Below are 24,552 nucleotides of genomic sequence, written 5' to 3' on the forward strand. Positions count from 1 at the left end.
GCCGTTGGCAAGTGCCGCGAGCGGGACTCGAACCCGCACAACCATTTCTGGTCAAGGGATTTTAAGTCCCTCGTGTCTACCATTCCACCATCGCGGCAGCTGTTAAGCGGGTGCAAAGGTAATGCTATTTCTCGGAATATCCAAGATTTTTGGGTGTTTTTTTTATCAGTTATGCACAACAAGTCGGCCATCCACAGGGTTATGGGCTACATAACGATACTGAATAAGCATCTTGTCACCATCATGTCCGTTTCTTACAATATAACCATCGTCGTTATCTTGATTATAAACGCGTTTACATTTAGCACATTCCAAGTAGCGTCCGTTGTCAGTCCAGTGCAGTTCGTATTTTGGCATGCCATACTCCTCTAGGCAGTTGGGGCATTGCAGGTCGAAGGCTTTTAAGCCAAATGCATTGGAATGACCGATAATCAGTCCTTTACCTGCTCCCATATTGTTGTACGATAGTTTCTCGTTGCCAATGGCTGTGTTCATTACCAAATCCAAATCTGGAGCTTCCCATTTGCCTTGGTTTGGCGTTAGTTTTAAGTGGGTAACTTTTCGTTCCGATGATGGTTTGACGATACAAAACATACCAGGGCTTTCCACGGCGCGTGTCAAAGCACTAGTAGGGTAGATGTTCGTAAAGAACACGAAGTTCACGGGATAGTAGGTGTTGTATTTATTATCTACACCACACGCCATGAACAGCCCCATCAGCACCAATGCTATCAACCTTCGCATGAACTCAGAAGATTCTTTTCAGCTTGTTCTACGCGTTCAAAACCGAAACCGCCAAGAGTCTGCTTCATCAGTGCCGCAATCTGGTCGTTCATCAGATTGCCGATAGATCCCTCGTGGGTGTGATGAATATCCTTGTTGGGCGTGAACTTACCGGCCTCAATGTCGAGTCCTACTTTTTTATATGCATCGCGGAAAGGCATACCTTCTGCAGCCAGTCTGTTCACCTCTTCTACCGAGAACATCGGGTCGTAGCGAGGGTCATCAAGGATATGGTCGTTCACCTCTATGCGATTGATGATATAGGCCGCCATGCGCAGACAGTCGAGCAGTTCGTCGAAAGCAGGCAGGAATACTTCTTTGATAATCTGCAAGTCGCGGAAATAACCCACGGGCAGATTGTTCATCATCAGCGTGATCTGTTGGGGGAGACTCTGCAACTTGTTCGACTTCGAACGGATGAGCTCGAAGACATCGGGGTTTTTCTTATGTGGCATGATGCTGGAGCCTGTAGTGCATTCCTTGGGAAGTTTTACAAAACCGAAGTTCTGACAATTGAACATGCAGGCGTCAAAGGCCAACTTTGCCATGGTACCAGCAATCGTTGCAATGGCAAAGCCCACGTTGCGCTCCATCTTGCCGCGGCCCATCTGTGCATAGACCACGTTATAGTCCATTGAGTCGAAACCCAGAAGGTCGGTGGTCATCTGCCGTTTCAGGGGGAACGAACTGCCATATCCTGCTGCCGAACCTAACGGATTGCGGTTGGTCATCTTATAGGCCGCCTGTAGGAAGAGCATATCGTCGGCCAGACTTTCGGCATAGGCACCAAACCATAATCCGAATGACGATGGCATCGCTACTTGCAGATGGGTGTAGCCAGGCATCAGCACGTTCTTGTACTGATTACTCTTGGCGATGAGTTGGTCGAAAAGGTCTTTTACAGCTTCGGCCACCAACTGCAACTGATGTCGTGTGAAAAGCTTTAGGTCAACCAATACTTGGTCGTTGCGAGAACGTCCTGAGTGGATCTTCTTACCCATGTCGCCCAGTTTGCGGGTGAGCATCAGTTCTACCTGTGAGTGCACATCCTCGATGCCATCCTCAATAACAAACTCACCGCGTTGTGCCTGCTCATAGATGTTCTTCAGTTCCTTCAGCAGAATGGGTAGTTCGTCTTTCCCCAATAGGCCAATGCTCTCAAGCATGGTGATGTGCGCCATTGAGCCAAGCACATCGTAAGGTGCCAAGTATAAGTCCATCTCGCGGTCACGCCCCACGGTGAAGCGTTCAATCTCGCTGTTTATCTCAAAGTCTTTTTCCCAAAGCTTCTGTGCCATCTTTCAAAATATGTTATATCGTTATTCCCTTAAACATAAGGAACCTGTGCCAGTGCATCGGCAATCTTCTCCACGCCGTCCTGAATGGGACCGTTAACCATAGCTGCCAGCATAAAGGGGATGTCGGCCTTTACTGTGATTTTCATCTTCGATGCGTTATCATTGACGGGCAGTACCTGAATCCAGAGATTAAAGGGCATGGGCGACTGTACCGTCTCGAACTTCACGCACTTAGGTTCTTCACGCTCCACAATCTTCAGTGTTATCTGTCCCACGGGTGGCACGTTGATGCTCACCGAGTCATGGTCGAACGAGAAATCCTTCACCTTATCCTCGGGGATGCGATCGCGTACGCGTTCGAGGTTACTCAAATCGCTGATATTGCGGTAGACGGCCTCCTGTGAATATGGAATCTGCTTAATGCTACTTTCGAATTTCTTCATAATAGTATCTTATATTCCCCAAACGCTGGGATCCTTTCTCCATTCAGCCAGCACGGCCTTCTCTTCTTCCTTGATGTAGCCGGTTTCGGCAGCCTGCTCAATAACAGCATCGTAATTGCTCAGGGTGATCAGTTTAACGCCTGCCTCGCGGAAAGCCTCTTCTGCCACAGGAAAACCATATGTGAACGAAGCCACCATGCCGATGACCTCTACACCATATTCACGCAGAGCAGCCACAGCCTTCAGACTGCTGCCACCGGTAGAAATCAAATCTTCTACCACAATCACCTTCGAGCCCTTCTTTATCTCGCCTTCCACCTGGTTGCCCATGCCGTGATCTTTCGGCTTCGGACGAACATAGCAGTAGGGCAGACCCAATTCTTCGGCTACCAATGCACCCTGTGCAATGGCACCAGTGGCTACACCTGCCACAGCATCAGCCTCAGGGAAGTTCTCCTGAATGACATGACAGAGCTCCAACTTTACGAACGAACGCAGACTAGGGTGTCCCAAAGTCTTTCTGTTGTCTGTATAAATGGGTGATTTCCAGCCGCTTGCCCATGTGAATGGGTCGTTGGGTTGCAGTTTGATGGCTTTGATGTCCATCAGCTTCTGTGCGAATTGTTTCTTAATATCCATAACGTTATGTTGATTTTGCTTGCAAAGGTACGAATAAGTGAGTGAAATACAAAAGGAAAACAAGTTTTTCTTTTTATTTCCGAACGAAAGTACTTTAGGTGAAGCCAAAGGTACGAATAAGTGAGTGAAATACTATGGATAACAGGTCTTTCTTTATTGTTAGTCTTTTGTAAACCCTACAGATAGAACGCTGATACGTACTCCTTCTGCCTTAGCCAGTTCCTGAGCACAGGCAATGATTGTGGCTCCCGTCGTCACAACATCGTCAACAAGAAGCAAATGCTTGCCTTTTATTCTCTCCTCGTTTATTAGTTGGAAGGCGTCTCTCACATTCTCCCGTCGCTCTGTTGGTGACAGGTGCGTCTGACTCTTCACAAATGTGTTTCGCTTCACCACCTCGTTGTCCACGGTGATTCCAGTTCTGAGACTAATGCCATGGGCCAATAGGTTACTTTGGTTATAGCCGCGTTGCCAACTTCTTTTTGTTGAGATGGGGAGAGGAATGATGACGTCGATGTCATCGAAGAAATGAAATGATTGGTGATACTGAGCCATGAGTTCTCCAATTATTTCTCCTTGCTCCCTCTTGCCGTGATACTTAGGTTCGTAAACCAGCGAACTGATGTAGGAATGACTGTTGAAGAACACCCATGCAGATGCCTTCTCGATGGGGAATTGCCCCCAGAAGTGTCGTGCCATGTCGTTGTCGTAGGGCGTTTCCCTGAAAGGTGTCACAGGTAGCTCCTTCATACAAGAAGCACAGAGCAGTGGCTCGTCAGGTGCCAACCTGTTGTTACAGACCTCACATTGGCGTGGCGAAATAAGGTCTAATAGTTCACTCAGAAAACTCGTCTTCATCTTCCACCTCTATACACTGCTTGATAATATCCATCGTAAAGCCGCGACTCAGGGCGTATCTGATAAGTTTCATCGTCGCCTCATATTCGCTGCTTGCCTTGATGCCTTTGCGCTTTTGCTTCAGCATTGGTCTAAGATTCTTCAAGTATTCCTCATCGTCTACCTCGTCCAAAAGCGGTTTCCCTATGCTGTCGTCAATGTGCTTCAGCCATAGTGCCTGCTCTACCTTCCTTCGCCCCCATTTGTTGTAGCGAATCTTGTCGTATATAAAAGCGCGGGCAAAGCGCTCGTCGTCCACATATCGTTCCTGAACAAGGCGCTCCATCACCTGAGCCTGTTCCTCTTCGCTGACGCCCCATTGCCGCATCTTCTCCAGCATCTCCTGTTGGCAGTGTTCGCTGCGGGCGCATAAGTCTGTCAGTTTTTGATAGGCCTGGCGGCCCGTCATTTCCTTCTTTATTGCCATGATTTCGTGAATCGTTGTTTGCCGAATTGGTCGTTTCTTATTTCAGTGTGTGAGAAGCCCTCTTCGCTAAGCATCTGTTGCATCTCGTTGATATATAAAGGATTAATCTCGAAATACAGTGTTCCTCTTGGCTTCAGTGTCTTTGCTGCATGTCGTGCAATGGCGCGATAGAATAGCAGAGGATCGTCGTCAGGCACGAAGAGTGCTAATTCTGGTTCATGCTCCAGCACATTGCGTTCCATCGTTGCGCGTTCCTTTTCGCAGATATATGGTGGATTGCTCACAATAATATCGAATTCGTGGCAAGATCGTGACAAGGTCGTGACAAGGTCGTGACAAGGTCTTTCGTATATCGTGGGTATATCGTCCAATATATCCCGTTTCTCGAAATTTACTTTTACCCCAATTCTTCTTGCATTCTCTGCTGCTATTCGCAAGGCTTCCTCGCTGATGTCCCATGCTGAAACTTGGGTATTAGGGATGTCAGCAGCTAGTGTACAAGCAATACACCCGCTGCCTGTGCCTATGTCAAGGATGGAAAGGTTTTTCCCGTCTTCCTTTGTCAATTTCCTGTCTTTAGTTATCCACTGACACAGCTCGTAAGTCTCGGGTCTGGGAATCAATACACCCGGCTCCACGTGAAAGGTCCTCCCGCCAAACTCTGCTTCGCCTAGCACGTATTGTACTGGCTCCCCCGTCAGTAGGCGTTGTGCAATTTCCGTTAAGAGTTCTTGGTTGTCTGTGGATAATTGTGTATCTTTGCCGATGAATAAGTCGGATGGCATTAGTCCGAAGCGAATCTCGTACACCATACGGGCAATAGCCTTTGCTTCGTAGTCATCATAGACCTGCGTCAACTGGCGCCATAATTCATTGTAAGTCATACTGCAAAATTACATAAAATATGGAAATCGACCAAATTTCTTTGGATAAAAAATACATGCATCGCTGCTTACAGTTGGCTCTTAACGGACAGCAGAATGCAAAGCCAAACCCTATGGTTGGCGCAGTGATTGTGGCAAATAATCGTGTGATTGGCGAAGGCTATCATGTGCGTTGCGGACAGGGTCATGCCGAGGTAAATGCTTTTGCTAGCGTGCGTGCTGAGGATGAGCCGTTGTTAAAGGAGTCCACGATGTATGTGTCGTTGGAGCCTTGCTCTCATTATGGCAAGACACCTCCCTGTGCCGATTTGATCATCAAAAAAGGCGTTAAGCGTGTGGTCGTTGGTTGCATCGACGAGTTTGCCGAGGTGCAGGGTAGGGGCATCCAGAAGTTGCGCGATGCCGGCATCGACGTGACTGTAGGTGTTCTTGAAGCCGAGTGTAAGGCAATGAATCGCCGTTTCTTTACGTTCCATCGCCTGCATCGTCCGTACATCATCCTTAAATGGGCTCAGACAGCCAATGGTTTCTTGGACGACAATGGACGAGCATTGGCCATCTCATCACCCTTTACCCAGATGCTCAGTCATAAACTGCGAGCCCAAGAGGATGCTATCCTTGTAGGACGTGTTACCGACGACCGTGAACACCCGCTGCTCACCGTACGTCATTGGGTTGGACCTGATCCCAAAAGACTTGTCATCGACCATCAACATCCTCTAAACCTCGAGTCTTTACATGCTCATCATGTGCAGTCGCTCATCGTTGAGGGTGGCAGAAAGACACTTGAGTCATTCCTGGCTCAAGACTTGTGGGATGAAATTCGCGTGGAAACGAATCTGGGGTTGACGGTTGCTGGTGGCACTCGTGCACCGCATTTGCCGGCCCACGTAAAAGTGATATCGCAACAGGTGTATGATGAGAACATCATTGTGAATTACGAAAAATAATAAAAGCCACTCTTTGGGAGTGGCTTTATTGTTTAATCTTATTTCCTTCCGAAGTCGGCAGGAACTTCGCCCCACTTGCTCGTCTCCCATTTAATGATGGGATTGCGAAAGTTATGCGTGCGCAGCCAATTCTCTGCGCGCTGAATAATCTGATAGAGCTGTTCCGTTTGTGGGGTGCGTTCCAGTTTTGTCTTGCATTGGCGCTTGTTTACCCATAGAATAGCGTTGTACGAATCCGAGTAGATAACCTTGTCGTGCAATCCTTTCTGCCAACAGAGCGCCAGGGCGTGAACAATCGCCAGAAACTCGCCAATGTTGTTTGTTCCCTTCACTGGACCGAAATGAAACACCTGCGCGCCCGTCTGTAGGTCAATAGCCTGATATTCCATGGGACCGGGATTGCCGCTGCAAGCAGCATCCACAGCCCACGCATCTGCCCTTACCTCAAGAGGCAAGGGCAGTACGGTGTCGTGTCTATAGTCGGGAGGGTTCTGCATATTACATGCGTTCGGGTACCTCGATACCCAGCAGACCCATACCGTTCTTGATGATCTTCGCTACGTTCTTTGCCAGCATCAGGCGGACAGCCTTTTTCTGCTCATCGGGTTCGTTGAGGATGCTGAAGTCGTGATAGAACTGGTTGAATACCTTCGTCAACTCATAGCAGTAGTTGGCAATGCCACTGGGACTATAGTCCTTACCAGCCTGTTCCACGGCAGCGCCAAACTCAGACATCTTCTGAATGAGCTCGATCTCTTTGCTGGAGAGTTCCGGAGTACCTGGATTTTCCAGAGTTTCTGGAGCCTTGCGGAGGATTGAGCGGATACGAGCGTAGGTATACTGGATGAAAGGACCGGTGTTACCGTTGAAATCAATACTCTCTTCGGGGTTAAACAGCATGTTCTTGCGAGCATCCACCTTCAGGATGAAGTACTTAAGGGCACCCATACCCACGATGCGGGCAATTTCGCGACGTTCCTCTTCAGTCATATCGTCAAACTTACCCAGTTCCATAGAGGTCTTATAGGCATCTTCTACCATCAGTGCCATCAGGTCGTCGGCATCCACCACCGTGCCTTCACGACTCTTCATCTTACCGTTGGGCAATTCTACCATGCCATAAGAGAAGTGAACCAACTCCTTACCCCACTTGAAGCCTAGGCGATCCAGCAGAATAGAGAGCACCTGGAAGTGATAGTTCTGTTCGTTACCCACCACATAAATCATCTTGTCAATGGGATAGTCCTTGAAACGCATCTCAGCAGTACCGATGTCCTGTGTCATGTATACTGAGGTTCCATCAGAACGTAGCAGCAACTTCTGGTCCAAGCCCTCGTTGGTCAGGTCGGCCCATACTGAGTTGTCCTTGTGGCGCTCGAAGAGACCCTTGGCGAGTCCCTCTTCTACCTTGGCCTTACCCTTCAGGTAGGTCTGGCTCTCGTAGTAAATCTTATCGAAACCAACGCCCATCTTCTTGTAGGTCTCGTCGAAACCGGCATATACCCAGTTGTTCATCTTCTCCCACAGAGCGCGTACCTCAGGATCGTTGTTCTCCCATTTCACCAGCATCTCGTGGGCTTCCTTAATCAACGGAGCCTCCTGCTTGGCCTTTTCCTCGTCCATGCCCTGAGCCACGAGTTCTTTCACCTCTTCGCGGTAGTGCTTGTCGAAAGCTACATAGTAGTCGCCAATCAGATGGTCACCCTTCTTGCCAGATGATTCGGGAGTCTCGCCATTGCCGTACTTCAACCAAGCCAGCATCGACTTACAGATATGAATACCGCGGTCGTTCACGATGTTCGTCTTCACCACCTTGTTGCCGTTGGCTTCCATGATCTGAGCCAGCGACCAGCCCAGCAGGTTGTTGCGCACATGACCAAGGTGCAGAGGCTTGTTGGTGTTGGGTGAAGAGTATTCAATCATTACCAAGGGACTTTCATCGGTGGCCTGTTTCATACCGAAGTGGTCATCCTGGTCCATAGCCTGCAGCAACTGCAGCCATGCACCTTCACCTATGCTCAGGTTCAGGAATCCCTTTACTACGTTGAACTTCTCCACGGCCGAGCAGTTGTCGACCAGATACTGACCAATCTCCTGAGCCGTCTGCTCTGGCGATTTCTTGGCAGCCTTCACAAAGGGGAAGACCACCAGCGTCAGGTTACCCTCAAACTCGCTGCGTGTCTTCTGCAGCTGCAACATCTTTTCGCTTGCCTCCATGCCGTAGAGCGCCTTCACGGCCTCGCCTGCGGCTTGACTTATCAGTGTCTCGATATTCATAATCGCTTGTTGTATAATATATGTGGGGTGCAAAGGTACTATTTTTTCTTGGAATGGACAAATAAAACGTCAGTTTTTGCTGTTGAGTGGACCTTGAAACGATAGTGTTCTTATATCAAACAATTTACGGAATACATCAAACAGTACAATCTAATCATACAAAAACTAAGGATTTTAGCGAAATTATGATAATTTATTCGATTTTTGTGCTGTTATTAAACAAAAAACTATAATTTTGCATCCAATTTTTATAAATTTACGTTTTTTATTAAACTTTTATTAGTACTTAACTATGGGTAAAAAGATTAGGTTCTTAGGATTAGCATTTGCAGTGGCAATGCTAACATTACCAGGTTATGCCCAGCATGCTGCCAGAACTAATAACGCAGCAACTGGGTGGTTTATCACACCAAAACCATTGACCCCCGACGCTGTCAAGGCCGCCAAGGCTGCCATGGCCAAGGCTTCCGCCAAGAAGTCGCCGCTCAAGGGGGCTGCATCTACTGGAGAAATAGTAGATGAGCATGGTATTATCACGAGTCCTGCCGAAGGCGAAATGCTGACCTACCTTCGTTCGGGCTATTCCTACTTTTCGCGGAGTCAGCAAGTAGCTGTTGGCGAGCAGTATGGAACCGTGACCATCGTGGAGTGCAGTGATGGTACGGTTTACATTAAGGATCCTCTGGCTTATAATCCTGCTGAGACATGGGTGAAGGGTCATAAGGATGGTAACACCATTACTGTGCCTACCAAGCAGCCTATCTTCTATTCCACCAACAGTCACGAGACATTCAGTCTGCGTTGGGGCTTGAAGAATGCCAATGGAACTTACACCGTAGCCGACGACCATGCCGATGTCTTTACCTTTACCATTGAAGGTAATACCATCCGTTTGGAGGGCACTTCTGCCGATGGTTATTTCATGGGGCAGTTTTATGACGATGAGGACCATACCTTCTCACGTTATGGCGATTTTGAGACGGTATGGACAAAACTAGTTGTCAACACGCAGATTGACCAGTTGCCCTACGCCCCTTCTTTCTCAGACCTTGCTGATCAGTCGGCTTTCACCATTCTCGATGTGAATAACGATGGCAGTACCTGGAAATTCAATTCTGGTGGCTATGCGCAGTATTCATATAATGGTTCTAACCCTGGTGATGACTGGCTCATTACTCCAGCCATAAAGTTGGAGGCAGGTAAGGCTTATCGTTTAGCCTTTAACACCTGGGCCAGTTACTACCCAGAACGTATTGAGGTAAAGATGGGTGTTGACAAAACCGCTGAGGCTATGACACAGTCGGTTATTGCTCCCACAGATGTTACATGGAAGAGTGATGACATCAAGATGCTGGAGAACAAACTCATCACTGTTGATGTCGATGGCTATTATTATTTTGGCCTCCACGCTATCTCTGACAAGGATGAATATTTCCTGCATGTCAACGACCTTGTTGTCGAAGAGAGTGCTTCTTTGGCTGGTCCCGATGTGGTGACTAACTTTATCGTGGTTCCCACAGAGAATAAATTAGAGGCCACCATCAGCTTCACTGCTCCAACAAAGACCGTTGCTGGAGATGATCTAACAGAGAATCTTACGAAGGTTGATGTCCTACGTGATGGTGAGGTAATTAAGACCTTCGAGGATGTTGCTCCCGGCACAGAACTGAGCTATGTAGACAAAGACAGAGCATTGACTATTGGTGCCTATAGCTATCAGGTTGTTGCCTACAATGCTGCTGGCAAGGGCTTGACAAGTGATGCTATCACCGCTCATATCTCTGTGGTGTTCGAGGTGCCTTATGTGGCTGACTTCTCAAACGAAGAGACTTTTAACCAGTTCCAGGTTATTGACGCTAATAACGACCATGCCACCTGGAAATGGGAGGATATGGCAAAATACGCTTTCTGTGAACACCATGATACCAATGCCGCCAACGACTATCTTGTATCGCTACCCATTCATCTGGAGGCACGCAAACATTATGTCGTTACGGCTAATGTTAATGCTTTTGGCTATGGACATGAAGAACGTTTCGAAGTGGTGCTTGGCAGAGCTGCTTCAGCTTCGAGTCTGACCATGAAACTCATTCAGCCTACTGTTATCACCTCTGAGTTTGCTACCGATTATGAGGCAACCTTTACTGTGCCCGTAGAAGGCAATTATTATATTGCCATCCATGGCATCAGTGATGCTGCCAAGTATTTCCTTGTGGCTCATGGTTTGTCTGTTACCAAGGGCGTTGAGCCCACTGCTCCTGCTGCTGTGTCTGGCTTTACTGCTACAGCAGGTGCCAAGGGCGCTCTGGAGGTGAACCTCGCCTTTACGACACCTACAAAGACTGCTGAAGATAACGACCTTGAGGGTATTATGTCCGTGGATATCTATCGTAATGGCAATGTGGTGAAGACCTTCAATGATGTGGCTCCTAATACCGCGCTTAGCTGGAAGGACGAGAATGTGGGTAATGCAAAAACCTATACTTATCAGGTTGTTGCCTCTAATGCTAATGGTGCAGGTGCTAAAAGTGAGGCTGTAGAGGTGTATGTCGGTTATGATGTGCCTGCTGCTGTCGACAACGTGGTTGCTCAGGATCAGTTTACTAACATCCTTTTCTCGTGGGATGCTGTAGGTGATGCAGGTCCAAAGGGAAACTATGTGGACCCGGCTCAGGTCACCTATAAGGCTTGGACTGTTGAGATTGAGTCTTATATGAATATGCAGATTCCTGTATTGCAGGAGATGATAGGGGAGGTGACAGGTCAAACTAGTCTTGCAGCCCCCTACAACACCATGGAAGGTTCACAGGCACTGAAGTATTTTGCTATTCAGCCTACAAACAAGAGTGGCGAAGGCGAGGAGAGCTATACAGCCTTCTTGGTAGGTAAGCCTTATACATTGCCATTTGCAGAGAGTTTCCAAAATCAGGCGTTGCATTATTTCTGGTCATCAAACGCTGCTCTGTTGGTGTCGCAGGATGCTGCCGATGCTGATGGCGTAGCTCTTGAACTGTTGTCGGAGGAGAGAGGCAGTGCTTGCCTCGAGTCTGGTAAGATTGATATTAAGAATACCGAGAACCCCACACTTCTTTTCAATGCTAAGAGTTCAAACATCAGTGTTGTAAGTGTTCTTGGCGCCAAGGATGGTGGCGAGTTCCAGCTGCTGCAAGTAGCCAATCTGACCAGTGGCTATAACACGTTCAAAGTTTCCTTGGCCAATCTGAAGGATGCCGAAAAATATGTGCAGTTCCGCTTTTTGATTCGCTATATGAATCCTTGCACTTTAGATGAGAATGGCAATATCGTTGCGAAGGGCGACTTCGTGACAATGGACAATATCCGTGTGGTTGATCTTTATGATCATGACGTGGAGGTTGTTCTGGATGCACCTGCTTCAGTTGTGGCTGGTAATACTGCCAAGGTGAAGATGAACGTGAAGAACAACGCAGAGAATGCTGCCGCCGGTCTTACTCTGACACTTACTGCTGGTCAGAAAGAACTCCTTAGTAAGACCTTTGAGGCTCCTCTTGCTGCATTCTCTTCTGCTACTGTTGAGACGGTGTTCCCAACTTCTGTTTTCGATGAGGCTGGCGATGTAGTTCTCAAGGCTGAAGTAAGCTATGCTGATGATTTGAATCAGAATAACAATGTCGATGAGACTATTATCACTGTGGTTGATCCTGCCGTAGCTGCTCCTGCTGATCTGTTGGCGCAGCAGGTTAACGACAACACGGTGACATTATCGTGGTCAACTCCAATTAGCTCTGCTGATGTGATGACTGAGAGCTTTGAGGATGGTTTAGGTGGCTTCACCATGATTGATGCCGATGGTGACGGTTGTAACTGGACTCATCATGTTAATGTGGAAGGTCAGAGTGGTCACTTCTCAACGACGACCGGAAACGGTAGTGTTTATTCTGAGAGTTATAGCAACGACACCAATTCGGCTCTTACGCCCGATAACTGGCTCGTTACGCCTGCCGTTAAACTGACAGGCACGTTTAAGTTCTGGGCTTGTGGTCAGGATAAGAACTATGCTGACGAGCACTTCGCAGTGTTCGTTTCTACAACCAGTGCAACAGATCCTACGGCCTTTACTAAGGTTTCTAATGAGTTTGTTGCTACTTCTGCGATGAAGGAATATTCTGTGGATCTGAGTGCCTATAATGGTCAGGCCGGTTACATTGCTATCCGTCACTATAATGTCTCGGATAAGTTCTGTCTGGTTGTCGACGATGTCACCTATACACCTGCGGACTTCGCGCCTATCAGTTATAACATCTATGTGGATGCAGCTCAGGTTGCAAATGTCGCAGAGAACAGTGCTGATTTGAAGAACCTGATCTGTGGTAACCACGTATTCGCTGTAACCGCAGTCTATGCCAACGGAGTAGAGTCTAAGCCCGTTATGCAGACGCTCGATGTGGTGAATGCTATTAACGACATTGTGAGCAATGGCAAACCATTCACCATTTACACCGTAGATGGCAAACTCATCAATCGTCAGGCAGCAAATATGAAGGGTATATACATTGTTAATAGCAAGAAGGTGCTGACGAAATAGGTCTGTATCAGCCTTTTTGAATGAATATTTTGTTTTTATTCGTCCGGGGAGCACAAGTTCGTTTGTGCTCCCCGATTTCTTTTTTTATACAAACAGCTGCTGTATAAAGAGTTAGTACGTCTTTCTTTGTTGTTCTGTATACTTTATTTTGGCATGCTTTTGTTCGTTTTATCACTATTTTGTGGTATTTTTTAACCAAAGCCTATTTTCTTGACATAGAACAATTGAAAACGCAAAAAAGTGATAATTTATTCGTTTTTTGTGCGTATTTTAATCAAAAAGTAGTAAATTTGCACCCGAATTTTACAATTTTTCGTTTATTATTAATTTTTTAATTAGTACTTATGGGTAAAAAGTTTACTTTATCATTGTTAGTGTTTGCAGCCACGCTGCTGGCATTACCAATCCAGGCCCAGACCACCTTGACCGCCAAAAAGGCCCTTGTTTCAAACAAGTTTCAGGGTGCAAAGAGCCGTGAGAGTAAAAAGGTCTACTCACTTGCAAGCCTGCGTCAGGCACAGACTCTTAAAGAGGTTGTGGCTGAAGCTAAATTGGCTGCTAGGGAGAAGGCTGAGGTTGAGCGTGTTGAATTCGACAAGTTGTGGACAAACAACATATCTCGAGTTCAAGAGCGTAATTTTAGTTGCTTGAAGACAAGCTTCGAGGCTCTGAATGGTCGTCAGCTTCTTGAAGGAGCTTCATTTAAAGGCAGTATCACTGCTTCTAGAAGAGCAGAGCAAGTCGACGCTCATGGCGTCATTGTTACCCCGGGTGAGGGTGAGAGCAAAATGTACGATCGTGCAGGCTATGGTTACTATGTCTCTAACCAGCAACTCTATTATGGCGCACAGAGCGGTAAGATGGAGGTTGTTGAGACGGCAGATGGTACGGTGTATTTCAAAGACTTTATTTCTAATGCCGCTGTTAATACATGGATCAAGGGCACAAAGTCTGGTAATACCATTACTATTGCTGCAGGCCAGGTCGTTACTTATATGGCTAGTTATGGCTACGGCTTGTATATTGCTAAGACTGCATATGATGAGACGAATGGTTGGGTAAAAGTTGATGGCGATATCACGTTGACTGTTGATGGCAATACCATCACTTTGGAAGGTACCGATGAGGATCATCCTGTGTCGTTGTTCTATACCGATGATGACGCTTTCTCTGGCTATGGCGACTACAGCTCAGTATTTACCTATGACGAGAATTATGTAGCTCCTTCACTTGTGGAATTGCCTGTCGGTGCCGTTGTTAATACATGGTATAACTATGGTACTCAGGTGAAGAGTAGTGGCGAAGCCGAATATCAGGCTACCGCAAAAGTTGCTTTCGTAGGCGATGAGGTATATTTGAGTGGCGTTTTCGCGAATTTCCCCGATTCATGGATTAAGGGTACTATCAATGGTACAACAGTTACTTTCAGTGGTACGCAGTATGTTGGTGCTTATGGTTCATACAATATTTATGGAGTAGGTGCAAATGGCCTTACCTCATCTTCTACATTGGAAGATTTCAAGATGATTTATGATGCTCAGTCTAAGACGCTGAAGTCTGTTAACACACTTCTTGCCAATGCTTCAGAAGAGGAAGTATACTTCTTGGAGGCTTATAAAGATATTACAATTTCTGAGAGTGAGCCTGTTATCGAAGAACCCACCGCTACTACCGGTGCACCTGTTGATGTGCTTCCTTACGAGAATAGCTTAGGTACTGCTGATGCATTCGCTGATTTCGGTGTAATCGATAGTAATAAGGACGGTAAGACATGGAGCTTCAGTTCTTCTGCTGGTGCAGTTGGTTATTCATATAGCTCAGCTAATGATGGTGACGACTGGCTCGTTTCTCCTGCTGTTAAGCTGGAGGGTGGTAAGAAGTATCACTTCGCTATCGACGTGGCTGCTGCTTCTGCCAAGTATCCTGAGCGTATTGAGGTGAAGTTGGGTGCAGAGCCCAAGGCTTCTGCTCTGACTGCAACAGTTATTCCTGCTACGGATATCGATTTCGCTAACTTCGCAACACTTGAGAATGATGAAGTAGTAGTTGCTGAAACTGGCTACTATCACATTGGTATCCACGCCATCTCTGATGCAGACCAGTACAACTTGTTTGTTAAGAACTTCCTGATTGAAGCAGGTGTCGATCCAGCTGCTCCTGCTGCAGTTACCAACTTTGATGTTGTTCCCACAGAGAATAAGCTGGAGGCTACTGTTAGCTTCACTGCTCCTTCTTTGACTTCTGGTGGCGAGACGCTTACTAGTCTGACGAAGGTTGATGTTATTCGTGACAAAGCAGTTGTTGCTTCTCTGACTGATGTTGTTCCTGGCGCACAGGTTCAGTATGTGGATAACGACAATCTGAGCATGGGTAATCACACCTATCAGGTTATTGCTTATAATGAATATGGTGCAGGTGTTAAGAGCGAAGAGAAGACGGTTGCCGTTTCTGCTGTTCTTGATGTTCCTGTTGTATTTGATTTTGCTACAGAGAATATCTTTAACCTCTTCACTGTCATTAATGCTAATGCTGATGATTACACATGGAATTGGAACGCTAATTATGGTGCATACTATCTCTATGCAGAGGAGGATGGTGACGATTATCTGATTTCTCCTGCTGTCAACTTTGAGGCTGGTAAGAACTACAAGGTTGTTGTCAATGCAAGCTGTGCAAGTGGTAACTATCCAGAGAAGTTCCGTGTGCTGGTTGGTAAGGCTGCCTCTGTCGAGGGCTTGACTCAGGAGGTTCTTGCTACAACCGTTGTTGATGTGAAGGATTCTACTGATTTTGAGGCTGAATTCGCAGTCGCTGAGTCAGGTCAGTATTATGTTGCTGTTCAGGCTTTGAGTGATGCTGACATGTATCGTCTGAACATCCATAAGATTTCTATCGAGAAGGGCGCAGAGCCCACAGCTCCTGCTGCTGTTACCGATTTCAGTGTTATCCCTGGTTTGAAGGGCGCTAACTGGGCTTTGGTTAAGTTCAACGCTCCTGCAGTGGCTGTCAATGGCAGTGCTCTGACTGAGAATATGAACATCAATGTTCTGCGTAACGGTGAGGTTATCAAGACCTTCGAGGATGTTGCTCCTAGTGTTATGACAAGTTTCAAGGACGAGACTGCTGCTGCCGGCTTTAACACTTATCAGATTGTTGCAAGCAACACTTCTGGTGCTGGTTTGAAGAGCGAGAAGATTACTGTATATGTTGGCTTCGACGTGCCTACTCCTGTTGACGAGGTTAAAACAACCGATCTGGGTAATAAGATTGAGCTCTCTTGGGAGCCTGTAGGCAGCAAGGGTCTTAACGGTGGTTATGTTGATCCTAACCAGGTTGACTACCTCGTTTATGATGTAGAGTATCAGGAGTTTATGGGTATGCTCTTCCCCGTTATTGGTGAGTTGCGCGACTCAGTACGTAACAATACCTTCTCACAGATTGACATCAATACCAATGAGGGTGAGCAGGGTTATACCGAGTTCGTTGTTATCACGAAGAATGAAGTAGGCGAGGGTGGCCAGACAAATGCTGCTCTTTGGACTGGTGCTCCTTATGAGTTGCCTTGGTTCGAGAACTTTGCTGGTAAGAGTTTCCACAGTATGTTCGATTACGATAATCTCAGCTTGTATATCAGTGAGGATGCTTCTGATGAGGATGGCATTGCTCTGAAGGCTATGGCTGAGGAAGAGGCTGGTGCTGCATTCCTGGCTACAGGTAAGATTGATATGAAGGGCGCAGCTAATCCCACACTGCTGTTCGATGTGAAGAAGTTTGCTACTGCAAGCACCTTGAGCATCGTTGGACAGAAGTCAGATGGCACACTCGCTACTCTGCTTGACAATGTTGCTGGTACTTCAACTGAGTACACCACTGTTAAGGTGTCTTTGGCTGGAGTGAAGGACAACAACTATAACCGCTTCTATTTCAACTTCAATTTCGGCAACTTGACGGATAGCATCCTGATTGACAACATCAAGATTGTGGATCTCTACGAGCACGATGTTGAAGTAAGCCTGACCGCTCCTACTTCTATTGTTGCTGGTAACACTGCTAAGTTGAAGATGACGGTTGCTAACAATGCTGAGAATGCAGCCAACGGCTTCACTCTGAAGTTGACCGCTAACAATAAGGAGATCTATAACAAGACCTTCAACGAGGCTCTGAAGGCATTCTCTTCTATCGATGTTGATGCCGAGTTCAAGACCACAGTATTTGATGAGGCTGGTGATGTGACTCTGAAGGCTGAGATTGTTTATGGTAACGATCTGAACCCCGATAACAACGAAGACGAGGCTGTGATTACTGTGAAGGAACCTACTGTTGCTGCTCCTTCTGATCTGGCCGCAGTACAGTCTGCCGACAATACTGTGACTCTGACTTGGAATGCTCCTGCTGCAGGTGCTCCTGCCGAGGTGACAGAGAGCTTCGACAACGAGGCCGTATTCGTTCCCTTCAGCATTGGTGGTATCACGGCAGAACAGCACACTGGCGCATTCGGTGATTGGAGCCTCTATGATGGTAATGGCATCCATGTTTATGGTTTCCAGAACACAACCTTCGAGAATGCCAGCGAGGTACAGGCTTGGCAGGTAGCTAATCCTTCAAAGATTAGTGCTTCATTTGCTGAGACTTATCCTGCTCACAGTGGCGACCAGTTCCTGTGGTCATTCTGCCCTGCCGACCAGGACGAGAATGGAAATGATATTATGCCTGCTGCCGACCACTGGCTCATCTCACCTGAGTTGACAGGTGCTGCACAGACTATCAGCTTCTATGCACGTGCTATTACTGGTCAGTATGGTGCTGAGACCTTCGAGGTTCTGGCTTCTTCAACCGACAAGAATCCTTCAAGCTTCACCATCGTTGGTTCTGCTTACTCTACTGAGGAGACAGAATGGACGGCATTCAGCGCTGAGCTTCCTGCAGGAACCAAGTACTTCGCTATCCGTCACACAACTAAGGATATCTTCGGTCTGTTGGTTGACGACGTTACCTATTCTGTTGGCTCTGTAGCTCCTGCAAGCTTCAATATCTATGTTGACGCTGCTGCAGCTGGTACTGCTACCGAGACCACAGCCGAGCTGAAGAATCTGACTTATGGTAACCACGTATTCGCTGTGACTGCAGTTTATGCTAACGGTGCCGAGTCTAAGCCTGTAACAGCTACTCTTGACGTTGTGAATGCTATCAACGAGATTCTGAACAGCGGCAAGTCGTTCACCATCTACACTGTTGATGGTAAGCTCGTCAATCGTCAGGCTACCAGCCTGAAGGATCTGAAGGGTGCTTATATCATCAACAACAAGAAAGTGATTCTGAAGTAATAATTAATCTTATAAATCGGGGAGCGCGGGTCTGCTCGCGCTCCCTGATTTTTTTTAAAAACAATAAGACAACAAACGAATGATTAAAAAGATCACCTTTGCTATCCTTGTTTTCGGATTAACTGCAACGCAGGCCATTGCAGCCCCACGTACGGCTGCACAGATGAAACAGGCTGCGTTGAAAGCCATCAATCAGCACCGTTCTAACAGACGAATGGCGCCGCGTGCAGATGCGCCGGAGGTGCTGAAGTCAACATCAACCTACGAGATTATAGGCTACAAACAAGGCGGTTTCGCCGTTGTTTCGGCCGACGACCTGGTACCTGAGGTGCTGGGTGTTTCAACATCAGACTACAGTGAGGGTCGCAACGCCAACTTCCAATGGTGGCTCAATGCCGCCAGCGAGGCTGTCAACTATGCTGTTCAGAACAATATCCAGTTGACAACCACCAAGCCCGACCCCTCTTTATATCCCACTGAGGTGGGTCCTTTGCTTACTACCCGATGGGACCAGGAGACACCTTATAACAATATGTGTCCCACTTATTCTGGTAGCACTAAGTGCTTGACGGGCTGTGTGGCCACGGCCATGGCTCAGGTGCTGAACTACCATAAGATGCCTGAGCATGGAGAAGGTCAGCGTACTATCTATTATCCTCATGGTAATCATTCGGGGCAGGCGGTCTCTGCCAATTTCAGTGAGGACTATTACGATTGGAATAATATGCTCGATGATTATTCCACAACTAGTTATACAAAAGAGCAGGCTGATGCTGTTGCTCTGCTGATGCGCGACTGCGGTGTGGCTGCCGATATGGAGTATGGCGGTCCGTCCGATGGTAGTGGCGCCTATTCTCAGGATGCAGCTGCTGGCCTGCGTAAATACTTTGGCTTTGCCGAGGCTCAGTGTGTGGAGCGTGACTACTATAAGGAGACAACGTGGATGAACATGGTTTATCGCGAGTTGAGCGAGAATGGTCCTATGTACTATGGTGGTGCAGACGCCTATGGTAAAGGCGGTCATGCCTTTGTACTTCATGGCTATCGTGCCGACGGTAAGGTCTTGGTGAACTGGGGCTGGAGTGGTAGTGATGATGGTTATTATGATATCGCTATTCTGGATCCCAGCTATTACAGATTCAGTCAGGGGCAAGATATGATTATCGGCGTAAAGAGTAATACTCACAGTCTTTATCGTTCCGAGATTGTGACAACTACTGCCGAAGGTATGCTGAAGCAGGCTGTCGAGGCGTTGGAGGGTGAGGGCCAGATAGGTTCACTCACCGTGAACGGTCCCCTTGGCTTTGAAGACTTGAAGTACCTGCGTCATCTGGCCGGTCGTGATTCTCTCGATGGAGAAAGTGGTGAGAGCGTTCGTCTGCTGAATCTGACCAATACACAGTTGCACGACAATGTGCTGCCTGATAGCATCTTTAAGAATTGCGTAAGCCTGCAGCGTATTTACTTACCTGCTACTGTCGAACATATCGGTAGAGAAGCATTCAGCGGATGCTCGCATTTATACGAGTTGCGCGTCCCCACTAAGGTTGTTCCAGTGTTGGATGGCCCTCGTGTGTTCCAGGACGTTCCTATGGGCTCTTGCATGCTCTACGTTCGTAGTGGTATGAAGACCAAGTATCTGAAGAAGGCACAATGGAAGAGCTTTGGCGAGAAGAATATTGGCGAGGAAGGTACTAGTATCCAGGCTCGTAACACTATCCGCAAGTATGGTGAGGAGAACCCCGAGTTCTACTATACCATCAGTGGCGACGACCTGCACGGCCAGCCCGAGCTTGTGTGCGAGGCTACGCCTTCATCACCTGCAGGTCGCTATCCCATCTATGTGAAGCGTGGTACAATTGATCGCGAGAACGTAGACTTCATTGATGGTTACCTTGTTGTTCAGAAGTTGGACGCCACCGCTACCGTTGGCAACTATACCCGCGAGGAGGGGCAGCCCAATCCTGAGTTTGGATTCAGTGCCTACGATGGTCTGATTTCGCTTGACTCTATCCCCGTCTGGCTCGAGACACCTGTCTTTGTGACTACTGCCGACGAGACCTCACCTGCTGGTGACTATCCTATCATGGTAGAGAGCGCTACAGCCGAGAGCTATAACATGACTTTCGTGACTGGTGTACTCACCGTTACGGTGTCAACCGCTATTAATGGCATTGATGCTGCTCAGCGTCAGCAGTCAGTTTACTACACCCTTGGCGGTAGTAGGGTAGAGGGTGCCACCCGTGCCGGCATCTATTTGATGCGCCAGTCGAATGGAAAGGTTAAGAAGGTGCGTGTTGCCCGCAAGTAACCACCTTTGATACATCATACAAGGACGCAGGAACCCATCGTTTCTGCGTCTTTTTTTTGAAAAGTGGGTGCCAAGTCATTTTTATTTGTTACCTTTGCAGCCCCAAATAGTAATATGGAAAATACAAAATGAAAAAGATTGTTTTATTTGTGATGACCATGATGCTTGCTGTGGCATCATGGGCACAGTCGGGCGAGGTGGTGACCCCGCCGACAGACCTGCAGACCGAGGAGTGGCTGTTGACAGCACAGCGTTATGATCCTACGGAGTACACTGTAGATGCTGTTCAGACATTGTACATCGGTGTGGATGATCAGGATGTTTATGTGAAGGGATTGAACCTTTATCTACCTGAAGCATGGGTGAAGGGTACTCTCGTGAATGGTCAGGCCACCTTTGCAGCCAATCAGTACTATGGTTCTTTGGCTGATGATGAAGGTACCAGTTATGACACTTACTTTGCTGGCTGCGATGTCTCTTGGTTCGATGGCGTTTCAACGCTGCAGCCTTCGTACGTGACTTTTACTATTAACGAGACTGGTGACCGCTGGACCACCACCTCAGCACTAGTGGTGAACACCTTGACCGATGGTATTGCAGGCTTTGACTTCCTGAAGGATGTGGTACTTGCAAAGCCTCATGATGTGGCAGCCACACCCAAGGCACCTACGATTGCGAACTTTATGCCTTATGATAACACGGAAGGCTATGGCGGTATCTCATTGAACTTTCCCCCTGTAGATGTTGATGGCAATCCCTTGCTCACCAGTAAGCTGAGCTATATTATATATAAAGATGTAGAGCGACTCTGCTCGCCCATTACGATTCCTGCTCTTCAGGAGGATGGTGAGACCTTCGTGGATATGATGGAGATTCCTTATAACTTCACCGATGGTTATAATATCGAAGCCCGTGGCTATGCTGCTTACTTCTATGAGCCCAGTGCCGACTTCAATGCTGTTGGCGTGCAGGCCGTCTATCGTGGTGGCGACGAGACGACGTTCTCGGAAATCACTTGGCTGAACCTCATGCCTTATGCTGATGAGTCTGCCGTCTTCGATTTCAATGCCTTGGACAAGGATACTACACCTTATTCTACCAGTTCTTCTGGTGCTGGTGATATCACCGAGGATAAGGTGCTGCAGCAGGATAATGTTATGCTGACCATCTCTCCCTGTGAAGGAGGTAATACCCCCAACCGCTACTGGCTCGATTATAATCTGCAAGCCATCCAGTTGCGTCTCTATGGTGGCAAACTAACTTTTGAAGTACCAGCAAACTGTACCATCGAGAAGATGTATTTCTATGCTGGCGACTGGAACGATTACAACGAGTTCGATAGTGGTGAATTTTCTGACGACCTGGTGTGGAGTGGTTCTGCCCAGAAGGTGGTGCTCACCATCGACAGCAGTAAGCCCAACACCAAGTTGAATAAGATTGCTGTGATGACGAAGGATAACCTTACTGGTATCAGTACAGTCAGCGAGATTCCCGTCGAGACACTGCGTTCTTTCGACCTCCAGGGACGTGCTGTTAAAGAAGCTGCTAGGGGCATGATTATCGAACAGGTTCGTATGACCAATGGACAGGTGAAAACGATTAAACGTATGCGAAGATAATCGCTTAAAAGTTAAATAATTATAAAAAACGGACTGCAAAGGCCGCTGCATACTCAAAAAAAAGAGAAAAAGCAGTACCTTTGCAGTCCGATTATTTGGGGAGAGTCTTAGAATCCCCGCGGGCGTCGTGTAAATAGTGCGCATCTTTGGCCGGATGGCACGGTTTGTGAATCGGCGTTCAAAATCAAAACTTTATAAAGTAAATAGAACTGTTTTTTAGTAAATTTAAACGAAGAAATGAACACTTTAAGTTACAAGACCGTCTCAATTAACAAAGAGACAGCCAAGAAGGAGTGGGTCGTTATCGATGCTACCGATCAGGTGGTTGGTCGTCTCGCTTCAAAGGTCGCCAAACTGATTCGCGGTAAGTATAAGCCAAGTTTCACTCCGCACGTTGACTGTGGCGACAATGTTATCATCATCAATGCTGCCAAGGTGAAGTTCACCGGCAAGAAAGAAACCGATAAGGTTTACACACGTTATACTGGCTATCCTGGTGGTCAGCGTTTTAACACTCCCGCAGAACTGCGTAAGCGTCCTGATGGAATTGATCGCATCCTCCGTCATGCCGTGAAGGGCATGCTGCCCAAGGGTCCCCTCGGTCGCAGCCTGCTGAACAACCTCTATATCTATGAGGGAACAGAACACAAGCACGAGGCTCAGCAGCCAAAGGCTATTGATATTAACCAGTATAAATAATAAATAGGAGATGGAAGTAATTAACGCAATCGGTCGTCGTAAGAGCTCAGTGGCTCGCGTTTATCTGTCAGAGGGTACTGGCAAGATCACGATCAATAAGAAAGACTTAACCGAATATTTCCCCTCAGCCATTCTGCAGTATGTGGTAAAGCAGCCCCTGAACCTGCTGGAGTGTGCCGAGAAGTACGACATCAAGGTTAACCTCGATGGTGGTGGTTTCACTGGTCAGAGCCAGGCTCTTCGTTTGGCTATCGCCCGTGCACTGGTCAAGGTTAATGCTGATGATAAGAAGACTCTGAAGATGCAGGGCTTCCTCACACGTGACAGCCGTGAGGTAGAGCGTAAGAAGCCCGGTCGTCCCAAGGCACGTCGTCGCTTCCAGTTCAGTAAGCGTTAATCATACTGGACTACGTTTAGTATCTAAACTGGCGGGACTCTCCCTGGGATTGCCCAGGGCAGCCTAGAATGCCTAGGAAAACCTGGGACTTCATAGAATTGACTACCCTCCAGCTGATCTAACAAAGATTAAAAAGAAAGTAAACAACAAAATTAAAGAATTACAAAAATGGCAAGAACAAATTTTGATATGCTGCTGCAGGCTGGCTGCCACTTCGGTCACCTGAAGCGTAAGTGGAACCCCGCCATGGCTCCCTACATCTACACTGAGCGCAATGGTATTCACATCATCGACCTCCACAAGACCGTTGTTAAGGTTGACGAGGCTGCTGAGGCTCTGAAGAACGTTGCCCGTCAGGGTAAGAAAATCCTCTTCGTAGGAACTAAGAAACAGACTAAGGAAGTGATTGCCGAGAAGGCAACCAGCGTAAATATGCCTTACGTTATCGAGCGTTGGCCGGGCGGTATGCTCACCAACTTCCCCACCATCCGCAAGGCAGTGAAGAAGATGGCCAATATCGATAAGTTGATGCAGGACGGTACCTATGGTAACCTGTCAAAGCGTGAGCTGCTTCAGATCACTCGTCAGCGTGCTAAGTTGGAGAAGAACCTCGGTTCTATCGCCGACCTGACTCGTCTGCCCAGCGCTCTGTTCGTGGTTGACGTGATGAAGGAAAATATCGCTGTTAAGGAGGCTAACCGCCTGGGTATCCCCGTGTTCGGTATCGTTGATACCAACAGCGATCCTAAGAACATCGACTTCGTGATCCCCGCTAACGATGACGCAAAGGACAGCGTTGAGGTTATCCTCGGTGCTTGCTGTGCTGCTATCGCAGAGGGTCTCGAGGAGCGCAAGGCTGAGAAGGCCGACGAGAAGGCTGCCGAGGCTCAGGCCGAGGAGGTTGCTGAGGCTAAGCCCAAGCGCACCCGTAAGGCTCGCAAGGAAGAGGCTCCCGCTGCAGAAGCTCCTGCTACTGAGGAGGCTGCTCCCGCTGCAGAGTAAACCCACAACCAGCCCCTCCCATACGGGAGGGGAGGTTT

The 24,552-nt window shown here is 47.6% G+C and carries 17 protein-coding genes and 1 tRNA gene; 8 read left to right on the plus strand and 10 right to left on the minus strand.

What is annotated here, in order from left to right; genetic code table 11:
- Positions 1–12: 12 nt before the first annotated feature.
- The 8 genes from M1D30_RS01965 to prmC all read right to left on the minus strand — a co-directional run bounded on the left by M1D30_RS01965 (position 13) and on the right by prmC (position 5,371).
- Positions 13–97: transfer RNA gene (locus M1D30_RS01965), tRNA-Leu, on the minus strand.
- Positions 98–165: 68 nt separating this feature from the next.
- The gene (locus tag M1D30_RS01970; protein WP_248505708.1) at positions 166–744 is read right to left on the minus strand and encodes a hypothetical protein; all 579 of its coding nucleotides are present in this window, start codon (positions 742–744) and stop codon (positions 166–168) included.
- Positions 732–2,081 (minus strand): argininosuccinate lyase, encoded by a 1,350-nt coding sequence (gene argH / locus M1D30_RS01975; RefSeq protein ID WP_248505710.1) that lies wholly within the window; start codon positions 2,079–2,081, stop codon positions 732–734. Before argH ends, M1D30_RS01970 begins: the two co-directional genes overlap by 13 nt.
- A gap of 29 nt (positions 2,082–2,110) precedes the next feature.
- Positions 2,111–2,524, minus strand: a complete 414-nt coding sequence (locus M1D30_RS01980; RefSeq protein ID WP_248505712.1) for an SRPBCC family protein — start codon at positions 2,522–2,524, stop codon at positions 2,111–2,113.
- Positions 2,525–2,533: 9 nt separating this feature from the next.
- Positions 2,534–3,163: an orotate phosphoribosyltransferase gene (gene pyrE, locus M1D30_RS01985; protein ID WP_248505714.1), complete on the minus strand. Its 630-nt coding sequence runs from the start codon at positions 3,161–3,163 to the stop codon at positions 2,534–2,536.
- Between the two features lie 159 nt (positions 3,164–3,322).
- The gene (locus tag M1D30_RS01990) at positions 3,323–4,021 is read right to left on the minus strand and encodes a ComF family protein (RefSeq protein WP_248505716.1); all 699 of its coding nucleotides are present in this window, start codon (positions 4,019–4,021) and stop codon (positions 3,323–3,325) included.
- Positions 3,999–4,487 carry a regulatory protein RecX gene (locus M1D30_RS01995; RefSeq protein ID WP_248505718.1) on the minus strand — a complete coding sequence of 163 codons (489 nt, stop codon included), beginning with the start codon at positions 4,485–4,487 and terminating at the stop codon, positions 3,999–4,001. Before M1D30_RS01995 ends, M1D30_RS01990 begins: the two co-directional genes overlap by 23 nt.
- On the minus strand, positions 4,478–5,371 hold the full coding sequence (gene prmC / locus M1D30_RS02000; RefSeq protein WP_248505720.1) for a peptide chain release factor N(5)-glutamine methyltransferase: 894 nt from the start codon (positions 5,369–5,371) through the stop codon (positions 4,478–4,480). Before prmC ends, M1D30_RS01995 begins: the two co-directional genes overlap by 10 nt.
- A gap of 20 nt (positions 5,372–5,391) precedes the next feature.
- Between prmC and ribD the strand changes: the two genes are divergently transcribed.
- Complete coding sequence (gene ribD / locus M1D30_RS02005; RefSeq protein WP_248505722.1) at positions 5,392–6,321, plus strand: bifunctional diaminohydroxyphosphoribosylaminopyrimidine deaminase/5-amino-6-(5-phosphoribosylamino)uracil reductase RibD; 930 nt, start codon at positions 5,392–5,394, stop codon at positions 6,319–6,321.
- Between the two features lie 38 nt (positions 6,322–6,359).
- On the opposite strand, the gene M1D30_RS02010 is transcribed toward ribD, so the two are convergent.
- Both M1D30_RS02010 and argS read right to left on the minus strand, forming a co-directional pair.
- The gene (locus tag M1D30_RS02010) at positions 6,360–6,818 is read right to left on the minus strand and encodes an RNase H family protein (protein ID WP_248505724.1); all 459 of its coding nucleotides are present in this window, start codon (positions 6,816–6,818) and stop codon (positions 6,360–6,362) included.
- 1 nt (position 6,819) lies between these two features.
- Positions 6,820–8,598, minus strand: a complete 1,779-nt coding sequence (argS, locus tag M1D30_RS02015; protein WP_248505726.1) for an arginine--tRNA ligase — start codon at positions 8,596–8,598, stop codon at positions 6,820–6,822.
- Positions 8,599–8,935: 337 nt separating this feature from the next.
- On the opposite strand from argS, the gene M1D30_RS02020 reads away from it, so the two are divergent.
- The 7 genes from M1D30_RS02020 (at position 8,936) to rpsB (ending at position 24,514) form a co-directional block, all read left to right on the plus strand.
- Positions 8,936–13,162, plus strand: coding sequence for a choice-of-anchor J domain-containing protein (locus M1D30_RS02020; protein WP_248505728.1), 4,227 nt, complete (start codon positions 8,936–8,938; stop codon positions 13,160–13,162).
- A 344-nt stretch (positions 13,163–13,506) separates the two neighbouring features.
- The gene (locus M1D30_RS02025; protein WP_248505730.1) at positions 13,507–18,486 is read left to right on the plus strand and encodes a choice-of-anchor J domain-containing protein; all 4,980 of its coding nucleotides are present in this window, start codon (positions 13,507–13,509) and stop codon (positions 18,484–18,486) included.
- A 79-nt stretch (positions 18,487–18,565) separates the two neighbouring features.
- Positions 18,566–20,797: a C10 family peptidase gene (locus M1D30_RS02030; RefSeq protein WP_248505732.1), complete on the plus strand. Its 2,232-nt coding sequence runs from the start codon at positions 18,566–18,568 to the stop codon at positions 20,795–20,797.
- Positions 20,798–20,925: 128 nt separating this feature from the next.
- Positions 20,926–22,416, plus strand: coding sequence for a hypothetical protein (locus tag M1D30_RS02035; protein ID WP_248505734.1), 1,491 nt, complete (start codon positions 20,926–20,928; stop codon positions 22,414–22,416).
- A gap of 237 nt (positions 22,417–22,653) precedes the next feature.
- Positions 22,654–23,115 (plus strand): 50S ribosomal protein L13, encoded by a 462-nt coding sequence (gene rplM / locus M1D30_RS02040; protein ID WP_248505736.1) that lies wholly within the window; start codon positions 22,654–22,656, stop codon positions 23,113–23,115.
- Between the two features lie 10 nt (positions 23,116–23,125).
- Positions 23,126–23,512, plus strand: coding sequence for a 30S ribosomal protein S9 (gene rpsI / locus M1D30_RS02045; protein ID WP_248505739.1), 387 nt, complete (start codon positions 23,126–23,128; stop codon positions 23,510–23,512).
- A 168-nt stretch (positions 23,513–23,680) separates the two neighbouring features.
- The gene (gene rpsB, locus M1D30_RS02050; protein WP_248505741.1) at positions 23,681–24,514 is read left to right on the plus strand and encodes a 30S ribosomal protein S2; all 834 of its coding nucleotides are present in this window, start codon (positions 23,681–23,683) and stop codon (positions 24,512–24,514) included.
- Positions 24,515–24,552: the final 38 nt, after the last annotated feature.

It is taken from the genome of Prevotella sp. E15-22, assembly GCF_023204875.1.
Lineage (GTDB): Bacteria > Bacteroidota > Bacteroidia > Bacteroidales > Bacteroidaceae > Prevotella.